Here is a 16,747-nt window from a genome sequence, read left to right as displayed (position 1 = left end):
CTAGCGAGGGACTTAAGCCCCTCGCTAGGTACAAAAACCTTGACTATCAGTTATTTATATATTTATAGGTAACCAGTAGGACTTAAAATCCCTACCTAGTGATAAATCATGGTGAACTTAATCTTTTTAAAAGACCTCCACTACTTGTTCGTCTTTGGCTTTTTCTTCCAAATACACCAATATTCCTTCTACATTATTATGCCCCATCTCTCGGTAAATATTCATGTATTGTCGTACTTGGGTTTTATGAGATTCAGATTTTGAGCCTGTTTTATAATCCAAAATCACGATTTTATCTTTTAGTCTCACCACTCTATCAGGACGAAGAGGCTTGCCTTTTGGCATCAAAATCTCCCTTTCATTCTTAATAGACTCTTCGGCTACTTCAAAAAGTGGCTTGATATTGGGTAAACCCATGATATTTTCCAAGGTTCGCTTTAGTCCTTCTATCTCGGAAGCAATTATCAATCCCTCTCTAAGAATTTCTTGAAGGGCATAATCAGTATCATGATACGTTTTTATTTTAGCAAAGGCAGCATGCACTTTATTGCCATAATCTTTACTTTTCTCGAAGGTTTTTAAGTCAAAAAGACGTTCAGCACTTTGTCGTAGCCTGACTTTATTGCTTCGTTCAAAACTGGTAATGGCACTGATTTCAATCAGCTCTTCTTTTTTTTCTTTCGTAGCTTTTATTGGCTTATCTGTTCCTTGATAAACAACCTCAAAATGATTCTCGCCCTCTTCAATAAACGGACAGTTGATAAATTGATATAGCTGATTTCCAACTGTTTTACTAAAATCTTTCACATTTTTCTTTACAATCAAATAAAGTCTATCAGTGGGGCGTGTCAACCCTACATACAGCATATTCAAGCTTTCTAAAAAGGTTTTTTCTTTTTCGGCTTTATATTGATTTACTACAGCCGTTTGTTCCAAGGCCTTAGATATCCTCAGTGGTGCATTCTTTAAAGTTTTTTGTGCGGAACCGCTAACAACTATTAATTCATTTTCTTCTGGTAAATCTGCCCAAATCTGTGTTCTCAAGTTAGTATCAGTAGTCCAATTGCAATAAGGAATGATTACAACAGGGAATTCTAGTCCTTTGGATTTATGGATACTCATTACAGTTACAGCCGCTTGTCCTTCTGGTGTAGAAATAGAAAGCGTTTCCTTTTTTATTTCCCAAAACTGTAAAAAATCAGTAAGGTGCGTACTCTTTTTAGTTTGAAATTCCAGAATAACATCCAAGAACCTAAAGAGAAAATCTAAGGCTTTATGATGTTCAAAAAGGAAGAAAGTATTGATAATTTTCTCAGCAATTTCATACAAAGCCATTTGTTGTAAAGAAAATGACTCTAAGGAATACCCCTGTGTTTCAATCAATTGATAAAACAACGCAATATCTCCTGATTCAATAGATTGCTTGATAATTTGATTATCATCAGTATCAGGAATTTTGTTTAACACTACCCGATAGAACAAATAAATGGCTTCGTATTTCGATAAAGTATTATCAGGATTTTGAATCACTTTCATCAAAGAAACGACTAAATTAACTGCCTCTGAAGCATTTAAATTGAGCGAATCTGAGGATATTACATCAATATTAGCGTCTTTCAAAGCATTGGCGATAATTCTACCATGCTTATTTTTCCTACATAATACTGCAATGTCTGCGTAGTTATATCCTGCCCCTCGTGCTTCCTCAATCAATGTCATAATACGCTCGAACATCAATTCATCCTCATGCTCTCCTTGCATAAAATCAATCTCTACATGTCCGCCTGTTTTGGGATTTGCTGGCACTTGCTGTGCAAAGAATTCATCATAGACCATCGGTAAGGATGGTGCAAGGCTTTCATTTTCGGGAGATGCCTTAATGAAGTTAAATAAGTCGTTATTAAATGTAATTACTTCCTGAGTACTTCTATAATTGGTACTTAGGTTTTCGGGTTTTAGGTATGGACGGATACTGGCGTATCTTTCCACCAAAAAATCGTTGTCTTCATTTCCTATTATCAATCTTTCCAGATTGTCTTTGTGCAAATGCACAATCAATTCCATTTCTCCTCCTCTGAAACGATAGATAGACTGCTTGGCATCGCCCACAGCTAAATTAAAATGCCCATTGGCCAAAGAGTTTTCAACCAAAGGCAAGAAATTATGCCATTGTAGCGTAGAAGTATCCTGAAATTCATCAATCAGGATGTGGTTATATTTTTCACCCAGTCGCTCATAAACAAACGGGATGGGTTCTTTCATTACAATCTCAAAGATTTTCCTGTTAAACTCTGAAATATGAATTTGCCCACTTTCGCTCTGAATAGAGGCAATCTCTTTTTTTAGCTGACTGAGTAAAGCCAGTTTTTTCGTCTGTTTAAGAATCTCTTTAAAAAGAATATATTTCGCTCTTTCTGTTTCTTGAATGGTAAAAACGCTACTCAGATAAATCCCTAATTCTTCTGCAATTCCATCAATAGAAGCCTTTACAAAATCTTTTGTTTTTTTCCCATACCAAGTATTTTCATTAATGGCTTTCATCACATGAGAATTTGCTAAAGTAAATACATCTTGGAATTGTAATTTCTGAAAATATCCCCCAACACCCTTTGCTCCTTGAAAAAAATCTGTAATATCAATGCCCGCTGATGCAATACTTTCTAAGGCTATCTGAGCAATGGTTTTAATCTTAGTTTCAAGGTGTTCACAGAAAGCTTTTAGCTGTTCTTCTATCAGTAAAAAATCCTCCGCTTCTAAATCCGCTATTTTGTCGATAGCATCTTGGTGTTGATCAGACAAAAGGCTTTTCCCAAAAAGAGACAATTCTTCTGCCAAGCCATTCCAAGATTTGCCTTCATCTGCTTTTTCCATCGCAAAGCTTCTGATAGACAACGTAATCTGTTCGAAATGTTCGGTGTTTACTTTTTGTAATAATTGCTCTACAGCTGCATCAAGCAATACTTCAGAATCAAGGCTTACTTCGAAGTTAAACGGAAAGTCCAATTCCTCCGTAAAAGCTGCCACTATTTTTTGAACAAAGGAATCTATCGTAGAAACAGAAAAATTAGCATATTCATGGATAATATGCTTGAAAGTCTTTGAAGCTCTGATTCGTAATTCCTCCTCATCAATATCTATTCCTTCTTGTTGTAATTCATCTAAAATTTGGTCAAAAATTCCTTTTGAATCCTCTCGGTCTTGTGGGTCATCGCTTGCAAATTGATGAAGATATTTCAAGATTCTCTCTTTCATCTCACCTGCCGCCTTATTGGTAAAAGTAACCGCTAGAATATGATTGAAATAAAAAGGGGAAGTAGTTCTAAGAGCTAATTTGATGTACTCCTTTGCCAAAGTATAGGTTTTTCCCGAACCTGCAGAAGAAGAATATATTTTAAATTTAGGGCTTTGCATGAGATATTGTATTCGTCGAGACACAAGAAGCCAGACTTTAGAAACAAGAACAACAAATTAACACATACTGCTGTTTAAAAATCTTATTTCTTGTGTCTTATGTCTATTTTCTAATCACTATCTTGCAAATTACGAAAAGAACTTAAATTTGTTGAATATTATCTCCCCTCATCATGCAACAAACATTTATTACAAACGATGCCGTAATCTTCGGATTATTATTAGGTATCATTTATTTTACCTTTTATACCTCATCCCTCGAAAATCGTTTTTGGAAACGCTTTTATACTTTCTTTCCCAGTATTTTGGTTTGTTATTTTGTTCCGGGTTTACTAAATGCCTTTAATATTGTTGATGGTGAACAATCTAAATTATATGATGTAGCCTCCAAATATTTACTCCCAGCTTGTTTATTATATTTCACCATCAGCATTGATTTTAATGCGCTAAAACAATTAGGTGGAAAAGCTATTATTGTTTTTTTGGCAGGTACTTTGGGTGTAATGATTGGTGGGCCAGCCTCGCTTTGGATAGTAAAAATGATTAGCCCCGAAACAGTAGCAGGTGAAACGTGGAGAGGATTAGCCACCATAGCAGGAAGTTGGATTGGTGGAAGTGCCAATCAGACGGCATTGAGAGAAGTGTTTAACCCACCTGCCGAAATATTTTCTCAGGCTATTGCCATTGATGTACTTACAGCCGAGCTTTGGTTGGCATTATTGCTGTATGGAGTAGGACACGCCACTAAAATCGACAAATGGTTCCGTGCAGATACACGTGCCGTAGATGATGTAAGAATAAAAATTGAAAACAGAGCCAAAGAAAATGCCAGAAATCCAACGGTACAAGATATACTTTTAATATTATTTATTGGTTTTGGTGCTACAGCAGTAGCTCATGCTTGTGCGGACATAATAGTCCCTTCTATAGAACACAATTACCCTAATCTTAAAAAATTCAGCCTTACCTCCTCTTCATTCTGGGTTATTTCTTTAGTGACAATCTTTGGTTTACTACTTTCGCAAACTAAAGCAAGGAAAATTGAGGATGTAGGAGCTTCTAAATTTGGGTCGATATTCTTATTTATTTTAATCGCCACTATTGGCATGAAAATGAACATCTTTGCTGCTTTAGAAAAACCACAGCTTTTTCTAGTAGGCATTATCTGGATGTTGTTTCATGCTAGCTTCACGCTGATTGCAGCTTACCTTACCAAAGCACCCTACTTTTTTACAGCTGTTGGCTCACAAGCTAATGTAGGCGGGGCAGCCTCTGCTTCTGTAGTGGCAGCAGCATTTCACCCCTCTCTGGCATCAGTAGGTGTCTTACTCGCTATTCTAGGGTATGCACTAGGTACTTATTGTGGTTATTTAACAGGATTAATGATGCAGTGGGTGGTTTCTTAGTTTTGAGTTGTGAGTGATGAGTTTTGAGTTAAAAAAGTACTTACTCTTTCATAAAACCTACGCACTCTATTTGATTTTTACATAAGATTATTACCGTGGAGGGCAATCAATTTCAGGCAATGATAACTCAAGACTCATAACTCACCATTCACAACTCAACACGCTAAAGCACTTTTTTTAATCTACTCAACGACTGTGGGGTGATATTTAGATAAGAAGCAATGATATGTTGAGGAATCTTCTTTTCAACAGCAGGAAATTCAATAAGTAGTTTTTTATAGCGCAATGTGGCGTCATCGAGCATAAAAGAACGTACTCTATTTCTTTCATCACAAAAATATACTTGGTTGATAATTCTTCCTGCACGCTCCCAACCATGGAATTTTTCAAAAAGCCATGTTAGCCGTTCATAAGTAATATATAATAACTTACAATCTTCTAAGGCATCTAGATAGTCTGTCGAAGGTTGTTGTGATGCAAAACTTACTTGCTCAGTAAATACAGTTCCATCAAAGGCGAAATTGAAGGTTCTGTTGTGTTCACCAGTAACTTTAGTATAAGCCCTGAGTGTTCCCTGTAAAATGAAATATAGTTCATTACATACATCTCCTTCTTTAAGCAGGATGTCTCCTTTCTTGCAAGTTTTGAATTGCACTTTACTCAAAAATGATTTTACTTCCCTTTCAGAGAGTACCACAAACTTATTGAGGTATTCCACCAGAGGGTAAATTTCTGGAGTAATTTTCATGACGGTATAAATTTTAATGACTTTTTTGATTTATTTAGATAAAAAATACTTAAACAAGTTTTATTCTTATCTCTTTTCTAATTAGTTATTATCTTTTTCAAAGTTAAGGACGTAATTTTGTAAAATGTATAAGCAAAACCTGTATTACGGCGAGTAAGTTATACTGCAACATGAAATAAATCAATACCGTAAAATAAATAACGTGAAAAACATTCGTAACTTTTGTATTATTGCCCATATAGATCACGGAAAGAGTACACTCGCTGATAGACTAATTGAATTTACAAATACTGTACAAAAACGGGATATGCAAGCTCAATTACTAGATGACATGGACTTAGAACGTGAGCGTGGTATCACAATCAAATCGCATGCGATACAAATGAATTTTCCTTATAAAGGAGAAGAATATGTATTTAATTTGATTGATACACCTGGTCATGTGGATTTTTCTTATGAAGTTTCACGATCAATTGCTGCTTGTGAGGGTGCTTTGCTTATTGTGGATGCTGCCCAAGGAATTGAAGCTCAGACTATCTCGAATCTTTTCTTGGCATTAGGGCATGACTTAGAGATTATTCCTGTATTAAATAAAATTGACTTACCAGGGGCAATGCCTGAGGAGGTAAAAGACCAAATTGTAGATTTATTAGGCTGTGACCGCGATTCAATCATCCATGCTTCTGGTAAAGAAGGTATAGGTATCGAAGATATTTTGGTTGCCGTAGTCGAAAGAATCCCTGCTCCAAAAGGTGACCCTGCCGCTGAACTTCAAGCGTTAATCTTCGACTCTGAATTTAATTCATACCGTGGTATTGAAGTAATGTTTAGAGTATTTAACGGAGAAATCAAAAAAGGTGATAAAGTAAAATTCATTGCTACAGGCAAAGAATATTTTGCTGATGAAATTGGCACTTTGCGTTTAGAAAAAGAACCAAGACTATCTATCAAGGCTGGAGATGTAGGATATTTAATTTCTGGTATCAAAGAAGCTAAAGAAGTAAAAGTTGGTGATACGATTACTCACCGTGACCGTCCTTGCAAAGAATCTATTCATGGTTTTGAAGAAGTAAAGCCAATGGTTTTCGCAGGTATTTATCCTGTTGAGACCACTGAATTTGAAGATTTGCGTGATGCAATGGGTAAACTTCAATTGAATGATGCTTCTTTGGTATGGGAACCAGAAACATCTATGGCCTTAGGTTTTGGTTTCCGTTGTGGTTTCTTAGGAATGCTACATATGGAAATCGTTCAAGAACGTTTAGAGCGTGAATTTAACATGACTGTAATTACTACCGTTCCTTCGGTGAAATTCAATGTTAAATTAACAAATGGTGAAGAACTATGGGTATCAGCTCCTTCTGAATTACCTGAGCCGAACTTGATTGACCATGTTGAAGAGCCAATCATTAAAGCACAAATCATTACTAAATCTGATTATGTAGGTGGTATCATGAAATTGTGTTTAGATAAACGAGGAGTTCTTTCTAATCAGATTTATCTTACTTCAGATCGTGTAGAGCTACAATTCGACTTACCACTTTCAGAAGTTGTGTTCGATTTCTTTGATAAATTAAAGACTATTTCGCGTGGTTATGCTTCTTTGGATTATGAATACAAAGGCTATCAAGAAGGCGAAATGGTTAAATTAGACGTAATGTTGAATGGTGAAAAAGTAGATGCTCTTTCTGCCATCGTACACCGCGATAAAGCTTATGAATGGGGAAAACGTCTTTGTGAAAAATTGCGTGAATTGTTACCAAGACAACAATTTGATATTGCTATTCAAGCTGCTATCGGACAAAAAATCATTGCTCGTGAAACAGTGAAGGCATTGAGAAAAGACGTAACTGCCAAATGTTATGGTGGTGATATTTCTCGTAAAAGGAAATTATTAGAGAAACAGAAAAAAGGTAAAAAACGTATGCGTCAAGTAGGAAACGTAGAAATTCCACAAGAAGCATTTATGGCTGTTTTGAAATTAGATTAATCTTATTGATAAGCTGTTATCCGTTATCTATTAATTGTTAATCCTAAGGGATAACAATTAATAGATAACGGATTTTTCTTTTTAATAGAACTTAATATAACTTTGCCGTCTTAGATTAACTCAAGACTCAAGACTCAAGACTCAAGACTCAAGACTCAAGACTCAAGACTCAAGACTCAAGACTCAAGACTCAAGACTCAAAACTCAAGACTCAAAACTCAAGACTCAAAACTCAAGACTCAAAACTCAAGACTCAAAACTCAAGACTCAAAACTCAAGACTCAAAACTCAAGACTCAAAACTCAAAACTCAAAACTCAAAACTCAAGACTCAAAACTCAAAACTTACAGCTCCACCATCATCATCATCAACTTTTCTAACTCTTTTGTCGCTGAACCATAATCTGAATTATATTTATTCAGTATCAACGAAAAGCACATTAATTCTCCATTTTTCGCTGTAAAATATCCAGCATAAGCCCTTACTCCTTCAATTGAGCCACTCTTTGCCCTAACATTGCCAACAGCTTTTGTTTTTTTTCCTAAATGAGCTACCGTTCCCGATTCGCCGACCACAGGAATGGATTCATAGAATGCTTTAAATGATTTTTCAGTGTACATAGCTTTCAAAATATCTGTCATGTTGGCAGGTGTAAGACTATTCGTAGGTGATAGACCACTCCCATCTTTTACATTAAAGCCCGCTAAATTAAGTCCTCTGTTTTGCCAAATTTGTTTCAACCCTTTTACTGCATCTTTCGTATTGTTACCGAATGAAAAAGACACAGAGAAGGTTTTCAAAAAAGCCTCCGCATATAAATTAATACTTTGGTAGTTACACGCTTTGGCTAGCTCTTTAAGTGCTGGTGACGAATAGCTGGCAATATTCATCGTTTGAAATGGTTTCTGGAAAACAATTCTTTTTTTGCTTACTTCCATAGATGACAGCGGACTTTCATTTACCTTGATGCCTAACTCCTCCAGTTTTTTCTGTAAGAAATAGGCTGCAAACAAAGGCGGGTCAGGAATAGAGCCTTTTACTGAAAAGGTATCTCCTGCTGGTACATAGCCTTGCATCACCAAAATATCTTGATAAGGCGTACTGTATATATTTACTTGATCACCCGTATGAGGCTTATCTGTTTGTACCCTATTGATTTTCTGATAATATGGTAGGTCTGGATTAGTTTTAACCAACGGAGCCTCTGCTAAATAAGTACTTGGTTTGAACGTAGCATAAAATAGGTTTTCATTGATGTTTAACCCATAGGCCCCTGCACCATAATAATTGCCTATGTCTGCCCAAATCCACGTATCGGGCAACACATTTTCTTCAAACAAACTGCCATCGGCAAATACCCTTCCTCTAATTTCTTTAATTCCTAAAGCCTTGATTTTTTGTGCCCAACTCTCAAACAAAATCTTATAATCCATTTGTTTATCTATTCTTCCACTTCCGAAAGAGGGGTCACCAGCACCTTTGATGATAATATTACCAACTAATATAGAATCTGTAATTTGTCCGCTATAATCTAACTTAGTAGTATAAGTATAATCTTCACCTAAGGTTGATAATGCTGTAGCAGACGTAATTAGTTTTAAAGTGGAAGCTGGAGCAAGACTTTTCTGGGCATTGTATTCTATTAATACTTTATTATTGGTAACTGATTTGATACATACCCCCACCATTCCATTTGTCATAAACGGCGTAGTAGCTAAACCATTAACATATTTTTGTAAACGTTCTTGAGGAGGACTATTTTCAAGCGAATCAGGTTTATTTGACAAGGTCAGGATATGCAAAATACTTAACAAAAATAGCTTCATAGAGTATTGTAAGGATTATTGATGAATGTTGATACCTAACAAAGATAAAGAAAATGAGCAAATAAGCTAATAATTTGTATCCTGACTAGGATGTTTAAAATAAGCTAGTAAACCCTCTTATTATTCACCTATCATAAGCTTCAAAATATTTTTGTTATTCAATAATCTTTTTACTATGTTTATAAAATCAAATAATATGCTGTGTGTATGTTATTCATTTTCTAACACTTATAAACGACCAAGTAATGTATTATCAAATAAATATACCAAAATAGCCAAAATATAAAGCAAGTGTTTTTTCATTCTGCTTGCTTATTTTCCCCCATTAATGTCCCCATCATCGGTAGAATTTTTAACGCTTATTTTATATAATTATCATTTTCTTAGTTTTCATGCTGTGGAGACGAGCGTCAACGATAAATAACTATTGATAAGTGCTTGCCATTTAGCATTACCAAATTTTATTATAAACTATGGAGACCAGAGACCATCATAAAACGGGGCGTAATCGAAAAGCCAAATGAGTAGAAAAAATACAAAATCTATACTATTCAAATGAATTATTATTTACAAGTTTTACAAAACTATGCTACATTTAGCGGAAGAGCCAGAAGAAGTGAATACTGGTATTTCATGTTATTTAACACCCTTTTTTGTTTTATAGCTGCTATTATATGCATGGCAATTTATGGTTTTATAGGCGGCATTTTTGTTTTTTATATGGTATCTTTGCTCTATCAGCTAATTATATTTATACCTAGTATTGCTGTTATTGTTAGGCGATTACACGATATCGGAAAAAGTGGTTGGTACTTTTTGGTTTCGCTCATACCAGTTGCAGGGGCAATATGGTTACTCGTACTTTTAGTAACTGAAGGAGAACCTTACGATAATCAATATGGTCCTAATCCTAAGGCGGTAACTGATGAATTAATGTATTAATGGAACAATATATTATCAATCTTATTTTGATAAAATTACCAAAAGCTAAGAATTTCAATCATAAGTCATTCTGAATTTTAAAATAAAAAGTGGTCGAAAATTAATTTTCGACCACTTTTTTATTGATTTATCGTTCCGTTAGGAACGGAATATCGGTAGAAATACATTCTCCAGAGCCCCATCGGAGCGAAATATCTCGCCTCGACGGAACTTGGAGGGAAATGTTATTGAGTAACTACCGATATTTCGCCTCTATGAGGCTATTTTGATTTTAATCCTATAAAATTCTTATTTCAAGAAAAAATAGGGATGACTTATCTTTATTTTATACTTCGTTTATGCTCTATGAAATCATGATAAAAAAGGCTTATAAACCTGTTTTAAACAAATTTATAAGCCTTTTTTACTATGCTAAAATATCACTATTTCTTCTTTTTCTTAGGGTCAGCTTGTTGAGTTTTTTGTGTTTCTTCAACAGCCTTCATTTGCTTAGAAATGTATTCTGAGAAACGAGATTTTTTCACACCGCCCGCAGCAATTTTCTTGCGATTTTCTTCTAAAACTGCTTTGATTTTATCTTCATCTACAAACTTACGAATACCAATTTGTTGTCCGATAGTTACTAAGTTGGAAACAAAATAATAGAAACTCATACCAGCAGGTAAAGAGTTCATCACGAACATGAATATCACTGGCGTAACATAAGCCATTTTCTTCATGTCAATCGGTTGTCCTGTTTGGTCTGGCGTATTTTGGTTATTATAATAACCATAAGCAATACTTGAAACCGTCATCAACAAGGTAAACAAACTGATGTGGTTACCATACAATGGAATACTGAACGGTAGTGTAGCGATAGAGTCAAAAGTAGAAAGGTCATTTGCCCATAAGAACGATTGTTGACGCAAGTTAATCAAGTTCGGGAACAACATAAATACCGCCATCAATACTGGCATAGTGGCTAAAACGGGGACACAACCACTCAGTGGGCTTACGCCTACTTCGCCATACAATTTCATTTGTGCTTGCTGTTGTGCCGCTGCATCATCTCCTACTTTCTCTTTGATAGCATTCAATTCTGGCTGTAAAATTCTCATTTTAGCCATGCTTACATACGACTTATAAGTAAGTGGCAACAACGCAAATTTGATGATTAATACTAACGCAATAATTAACAAACCGTAATTACTGAATACTGTTTCTAATACATTAAAAAGCGGAACGAATACATAACGTGTAATTGGCAAGAAAATATCATAACTCAATTTTACATTTTTCCCAAAGCCCGGTGCTACATTTTTGATGATATTATAATCGTTAGGACCAAAATACCATTGATAATTTCCTTTGCCTGATTTTAAGTCTGCCAAATCCAAATCCATGTTAGCTCTCAATGTCTTGATATTAACCGAATCTGTTTCGTTGGCAGTAGCTACAATCTGTGCTTTTTGAATCGGTGCATTTTTAGTTATAAAGCCCGACAAGAAGTATTTTTTCTTGAATGAAACCCATTTCAAAGGCTTATCTAACGATTCTTCTTTTGAACCCGTTGGTGTTTCTGCCAATTGGTCAAAATCCTCATCTTCGTTCAATAGGTAATTGACAGTAGCTTTACGGTTTTCTGTTAAATCTTTTTCGGTTGGACGAACATTTTCAATCCAGTTTAATTTAGCCGATTCGTTTTTCAACAAACCATCCAAACCTTGTAGCTTCACATCTTGGTCTAACAAAAAGCCTTCTCCGCCTAGTGTATAAGTCTGTTCTATACTTTGTCCGCTTGCTAAGTTTAAAGTAAAGCTAACTTTTTGCGATTGTCCTTCTGCCACCACTCCGCCTTTAGAAGCAGTAGTAAAGTACAATTTATTCAAATCAACATTTCCTTTCGTAGTAGGAAGATCAAAAGTTACTTTGTCAAAAGCCTCATCAAAAATTACAAGTGGTTCTTTTTTCTGGCTAGCAAATGAATTGTAAGTCTCGTATTTCTTTAATAATACTTGTTTTACCTTACCACCTAAAGTAGAGAACACTACTTTAATGTCTTTATTTTCTAAAACAAGTTCTTGTGCAGTACCTATGGCAGCCGATGCGAAATCGCCAGCGGCAGCTTTTAAAGCAACAGAATCTACCGTTGCAACTTTATGTACAGTGGCAGTTTGGGCTACTTTAGCTTTCTCAGGTGCTTTTTCAGGTTCAACCTTAGGGGCTAGGAAAAACTGGTATCCCAGCAACATCGCCATTATCAACAACAGCCCCGTTACTTGATTTTTGTCCATCATTATTTTAGTAAATTTGTCTTTTTTTCGAGTTTTGTGCGGTTATACACTCATCGGTTATCTATTATTGTTGTCGGTTTTATTCTCTAAGTATTTATTTTCCTAAAAACCTGAACGAAATGTAAAAACTTTCTATCAAATAAAACCGCCAAAGCTTTTGACTTTAGCGGTGCAAAATTACGACTTATCTTTTATTAAATCATTTTAAATGATAAAAGGTTACTTAGAAGTTCCTTTCATCAATGGAATAGCGTTTTTCAAAGCAGCTTTTACAAAGTGTACAAATAATGGAGCAGGATTTGCTACATTCGATTTGTACTCTGGGTGAAACTGTACACCAATAAAGAATGGGTGGTCTTTTAATTCAACAATTTCTACTAAACCAGAATCTGGATTAATACCTGTTGGTACCATTCCTGCATTTTTAAATCGCTCTAAATAAGCATTATTGAATTCATAACGGTGGCGGTGGCGCTCCTGTATATTCAATTTACCATATACATGGTGTGCTAAAGAGCCTTTTTCTAATTTACAAGAGTATGCACCCAAACGCATCGTTCCACCTTTGTTCGTAATAGATTTTTGTTCTTCCATCAAATCAATTACTGGGTATGGTGTTTCTTTGTTCATTTCAGACGAGTGAGCATCTTCCAGACCAACTACGTTTCTAGCATATTCAATTACGGCACATTGCATCCCCAAACAAATACCAAAGAAAGGAATTTTGTTTTCACGAGCATATCTTACCGCATTGATTTTACCTTCGATACCTCTTTCGCCAAAGCCTGGGGCTACTAAAATACCATCAAGGCTTTCTAGTTTTTTGCGATAATCACCTTCCACTAAGTTTTCAGAAGAAATCCAAATTACATTTACCTTCGTTTCGTTTACGGCACCTGCATGAATCAATCCTTCTGAAATAGATTTATAAGAGTCTTTCAGTTCAACATATTTACCCACTAAACCGATGGTAACTTGTTCCGTTGGGTTTTTAAGTTTGCCTAAGAAATTCTTCCATTGTTCTAAGTCAGCGTCTTTGTCATTATAAATATCTAATTTATACAAAGCACGTTGATCTAGTTTCTCTTTACGCATCAACAAAGGCACATCATAAATCGTTTCTGCATCCATCGCTTCGATTACATCATTTGGCGAAACGTTACAGAAAAGAGCGATTTTACGACGCATTTCCTGTGGAATTGGATGTTCTGTACGACAAACAATAATATCTGGCTGGATTCCATATTCAGACAAAGCACGTACTGAGTGTTGTGTCGGCTTAGTTTTCAATTCACCAGCAGCAGCGATATAAGGCACTAAGGTAAGGTGAATAAAAAGCGTATTTTTCTCTCCTAAATCCCATTTTAACTGACGAGCAGCCTCGATAAATGGTAGAGATTCGATATCACCCACACAGCCTCCTAATTCAGTAATGACGATATCATACTGTCCCGTAGCACCCAACAAAAGAATATTTTGTTTGATTTCGTCAGTGATATGCGGAACTACTTGAACAGTTTTTCCTAAATAATCACCACGACGTTCTTTTGTAATTACATTAAAATAAACCCTACCTGTGGTAATGTTATTCCCCTGTGAAGTAGGTACGCCCAAAAAACGCTCATAGTGACCCAAATCAAGATCCGTTTCCGCTCCGTCGTTGGTTACATAACACTCACCATGCTCATACGGGTTTAATGTTCCCGGATCAATATTGATATATGGATCCAATTTTTGGATGGTTACTGATAGCCCTCTAGCCTGCAATAATTTAGCTAATGATGAAGCAATAATTCCTTTTCCTAAAGATGAAGTTACACCGCCCGTAACGAAAATATATTTTGCGGTTTTAGGTTGCCCTTTACCTGACATTGTAATAAAATTGAAGTTTGAATTTTTCTAAGAGGATGTGTACAAAAATTGTACAGAGGAAGAATGGAGTTCCGCAACCCTTAGTTACGGGATACAAAGTTAGGGAATTTTCGGCGAAGTATTTCGTCTTTTTTTGAATAAAGACGTAACTCTTTTCTTAAACACCTCAACAATACATTGATTTACAGTAAATTACATTTACAAATATTTAAGAATTAAAATTAAAGCTTAACAAAAAGGCAATTTAGATAATGTAATTCAGAGATGAGGCGACCGTTATCAATAAAGTACTGCCATTTAATTTTTATCCTAACATTAATTATCTTCTTAACAAAATCCTAAAGGCTTTATCTCTACTAATTCAGCAGTCTTTTGTACTTTTGTGTGTATAACCAGAAATTATTACTTAAAAATAACAAAAGCAATTATGTTAAAATCTGTTCCTTTCGACCAAACCCATGCTTTTTCTTTACTGACAAAGCACAAATCTGAAATTGATGCTACTTCTATAAAAGAACTCTTCGCAAATGATGCCGAACGTTTTGATAAATTCTCAATTCGTTTTGAAGACATTCTTGTGGATTATTCTAAAAACATACTCAACGAAAAAACAAAAGCTATCTTAGTGGCTTTGGCCAATGAATGTGAATTGGACGATGCTATCGAAAGAATGTTTACTGGCGATACGATTAACCAAACTGAAAAACGCGCTGTTTTGCACGTGGCTCTAAGAAACCGCTCTAATTCACCTATCGGTGTAGATGGCAAAGAAATTATGCCTGATGTGAATGCTGTTTTAGAAAAAATGAAAGGCTTTTCTGAAAAAGTAATTTCTGGTGCTTGGAAAGGATATGCTGGCGAAGCCATCACTGACGTGGTGAATATTGGTATTGGGGGTTCGGATTTAGGCCCAGTAATGGTTACAGAAGCCTTGAAGCCTTATAAAAATCATTTGAATTTACACTTTGTTTCTAACGTTGACGGTACGCATATCGCCGAAGTGTTGAAAAAAGTAAATCCAGCTACTACCCTTTTCTTGATTGCTTCTAAGACATTTACTACGCAAGAAACCATGGCTAATGCTCATTCTGCACGTAACTGGTTCTTGGCAAATGGTGGTTCGATTGAAGATGTTGCCAAACATTTTGTGGCAATCTCTACCAACGAAAAATCAGTAGTTGAATTTGGCATTGATGCTGATAATATGTTTGGTTTCTGGGATTGGGTTGGTGGTCGTTATTCATTGTGGTCGGCTATTGGCTTATCAATTGTTTTATCAATCGGATTTGAAAACTTCGTTGAATTATTAGAGGGTGCTCATGCCATGGACAAGCACTTCCGCACAGCAGATTTCAGTGAAAACATTCCAGTACTTTTAGCTTTATTAGGAATTTGGTATAATAATTTCTTCGGAGCAGATACCCAAGCAATCCTTCCTTATGACCAATACATGCACCGTTTTGCGGCTTATTTCCAACAGGGAGATATGGAATCGAATGGTAAATATGTGGGGCGTGATGGCAAAGAGGTTTCATATCAAACAGGTCCAATTATCTGGGGAGAACCAGGCACGAATGGTCAACATGCTTTTTATCAATTGATTCACCAAGGCACAAAATTAGTCCCTTGCGACTTTTTAGCACCAGCCGTTTCTCATAACCCAATTGGTAATCATCATACATTGTTGTTATCAAACTTCTTTGCACAAACAGAAGCTTTGATGAATGGTAAAACATTAGATGAAGTAGTTGCTGAATTTAAGAAAGCAGGAAAATCTGACGAAGAAATTGCTGAATTAGCACCCTTTAAAGTATTCAAAGGAAATCGCCCGACAAACTCTATTTTGTTCAAACAACTAACGCCACGTACTTTGGGTAGTTTAGTAGCCATGTACGAACACAAAATCTTTGTACAAGGGGTAATCTGGAATATTTATAGCTTTGACCAATGGGGTGTAGAATTAGGCAAGCAATTGGCTAACAAAATTTTACCTGAGCTTACTAGTGAAGAGACTATCACTTCACATGATTCTTCAACCAATGCGTTGATTAATGCTTATAAGGCTTGGAGATAGGTTGAAACAATATTGAAACCCCTTGTGATTTATCTTAAATATCACAAGGGGTTTTATATATCCTAATTTACCTTCCTAACACATAACTGGCTTCCCTTGAAAATTATTTTTCGATATTGATTTATAATAGAATCCACTCATGTTTTGGGTGGATTTTTCATGTTTATTGAGGTGATTTATTTGAAAAATACAATTTTATTCATAT

At 35.6% G+C, this 16,747-nt stretch carries 9 protein-coding genes; 4 read left to right on the top strand and 5 right to left on the bottom strand.

The window, feature by feature from the left end:
* Window positions 1-126 precede the first annotated feature (126 nt).
* A complete protein-coding gene (locus VB264_RS22400; protein ID WP_323253201.1) occupies window positions 127-3,411 on the bottom strand; it encodes a UvrD-helicase domain-containing protein in 3,285 nt (1,094 codons plus the stop codon).
* 173 nt (window positions 3,412-3,584) lie between these two features.
* Between VB264_RS22400 and VB264_RS22395 the strand changes: the two genes are divergently transcribed.
* Window positions 3,585-4,817, top strand: coding sequence for a DUF819 family protein (locus VB264_RS22395; protein WP_323253199.1), 1,233 nt, complete (start codon window positions 3,585-3,587; stop codon window positions 4,815-4,817).
* Between the two features lie 163 nt (window positions 4,818-4,980).
* Here the strand turns inward: VB264_RS22395 and VB264_RS22390 are convergent, their stop codons facing one another.
* Window positions 4,981-5,565, bottom strand: coding sequence for a Crp/Fnr family transcriptional regulator (locus tag VB264_RS22390; RefSeq protein WP_323253196.1), 585 nt, complete (start codon window positions 5,563-5,565; stop codon window positions 4,981-4,983).
* Window positions 5,566-5,767: 202 nt separating this feature from the next.
* Between VB264_RS22390 and lepA the strand changes: the two genes are divergently transcribed.
* Complete coding sequence (gene lepA, locus VB264_RS22385; RefSeq protein WP_323253194.1) at window positions 5,768-7,555, top strand: translation elongation factor 4; 1,788 nt, start codon at window positions 5,768-5,770, stop codon at window positions 7,553-7,555.
* Between the two features lie 344 nt (window positions 7,556-7,899).
* Here lepA and dacB read toward each other — a convergent pair whose 3' ends face one another.
* Window positions 7,900-9,381: a D-alanyl-D-alanine carboxypeptidase/D-alanyl-D-alanine endopeptidase gene (gene dacB, locus VB264_RS22380; protein WP_323253192.1), complete on the bottom strand. Its 1,482-nt coding sequence runs from the start codon at window positions 9,379-9,381 to the stop codon at window positions 7,900-7,902.
* 555 nt (window positions 9,382-9,936) lie between these two features.
* Between dacB and VB264_RS22375 the strand changes: the two genes are divergently transcribed.
* Window positions 9,937-10,323 (top strand): DUF805 domain-containing protein, encoded by a 387-nt coding sequence (locus VB264_RS22375; RefSeq protein WP_323253190.1) that lies wholly within the window; start codon window positions 9,937-9,939, stop codon window positions 10,321-10,323.
* Window positions 10,324-10,745: 422 nt separating this feature from the next.
* Here VB264_RS22375 and yidC read toward each other — a convergent pair whose 3' ends face one another.
* A complete protein-coding gene (gene yidC, locus VB264_RS22370) occupies window positions 10,746-12,599 on the bottom strand; it encodes a membrane protein insertase YidC (RefSeq protein WP_323253188.1) in 1,854 nt (617 codons plus the stop codon).
* A 216-nt stretch (window positions 12,600-12,815) separates the two neighbouring features.
* The gene (locus VB264_RS22365; protein ID WP_323253186.1) at window positions 12,816-14,468 is read right to left on the bottom strand and encodes a CTP synthase; all 1,653 of its coding nucleotides are present in this window, start codon (window positions 14,466-14,468) and stop codon (window positions 12,816-12,818) included.
* 427 nt (window positions 14,469-14,895) lie between these two features.
* Between VB264_RS22365 and pgi the strand changes: the two genes are divergently transcribed.
* Window positions 14,896-16,542, top strand: a complete 1,647-nt coding sequence (gene pgi, locus VB264_RS22360; protein WP_323253184.1) for a glucose-6-phosphate isomerase — start codon at window positions 14,896-14,898, stop codon at window positions 16,540-16,542.
* Window positions 16,543-16,747: the final 205 nt, after the last annotated feature.

The organism is Arcicella aquatica (assembly GCF_034928825.1).
GTDB lineage: Bacteria > Bacteroidota > Bacteroidia > Cytophagales > Spirosomataceae > Arcicella > Arcicella aquatica.
This window is presented reverse-complemented; position numbering and strand designations above follow the sequence as displayed.

Excerpts from the sequence above, each read along its gene's own strand:
- VB264_RS22395 (WP_323253199.1), top strand. The coding sequence starts at position 3,585 with ATGCAACAAACATTTATTACAAACGATGCCGTAATCTTCGGATTATTA.
- VB264_RS22375 (WP_323253190.1), top strand. The coding sequence starts at position 9,937 with ATGAATTATTATTTACAAGTTTTACAAAACTATGCTACATTTAGCGGA.
- VB264_RS22390 (WP_323253196.1), bottom strand. The coding sequence starts at position 5,565 with ATGAAAATTACTCCAGAAATTTACCCTCTGGTGGAATACCTCAATAAG.
- dacB (WP_323253192.1), bottom strand. The coding sequence starts at position 9,381 with ATGAAGCTATTTTTGTTAAGTATTTTGCATATCCTGACCTTGTCAAAT.
- yidC (WP_323253188.1), bottom strand. The coding sequence starts at position 12,599 with ATGATGGACAAAAATCAAGTAACGGGGCTGTTGTTGATAATGGCGATG.
- pgi (WP_323253184.1), top strand. The coding sequence starts at position 14,896 with ATGTTAAAATCTGTTCCTTTCGACCAAACCCATGCTTTTTCTTTACTG.
- VB264_RS22365 (WP_323253186.1), bottom strand. The coding sequence starts at position 14,468 with ATGTCAGGTAAAGGGCAACCTAAAACCGCAAAATATATTTTCGTTACG.
- VB264_RS22400 (WP_323253201.1), bottom strand. The coding sequence starts at position 3,411 with ATGCAAAGCCCTAAATTTAAAATATATTCTTCTTCTGCAGGTTCGGGA.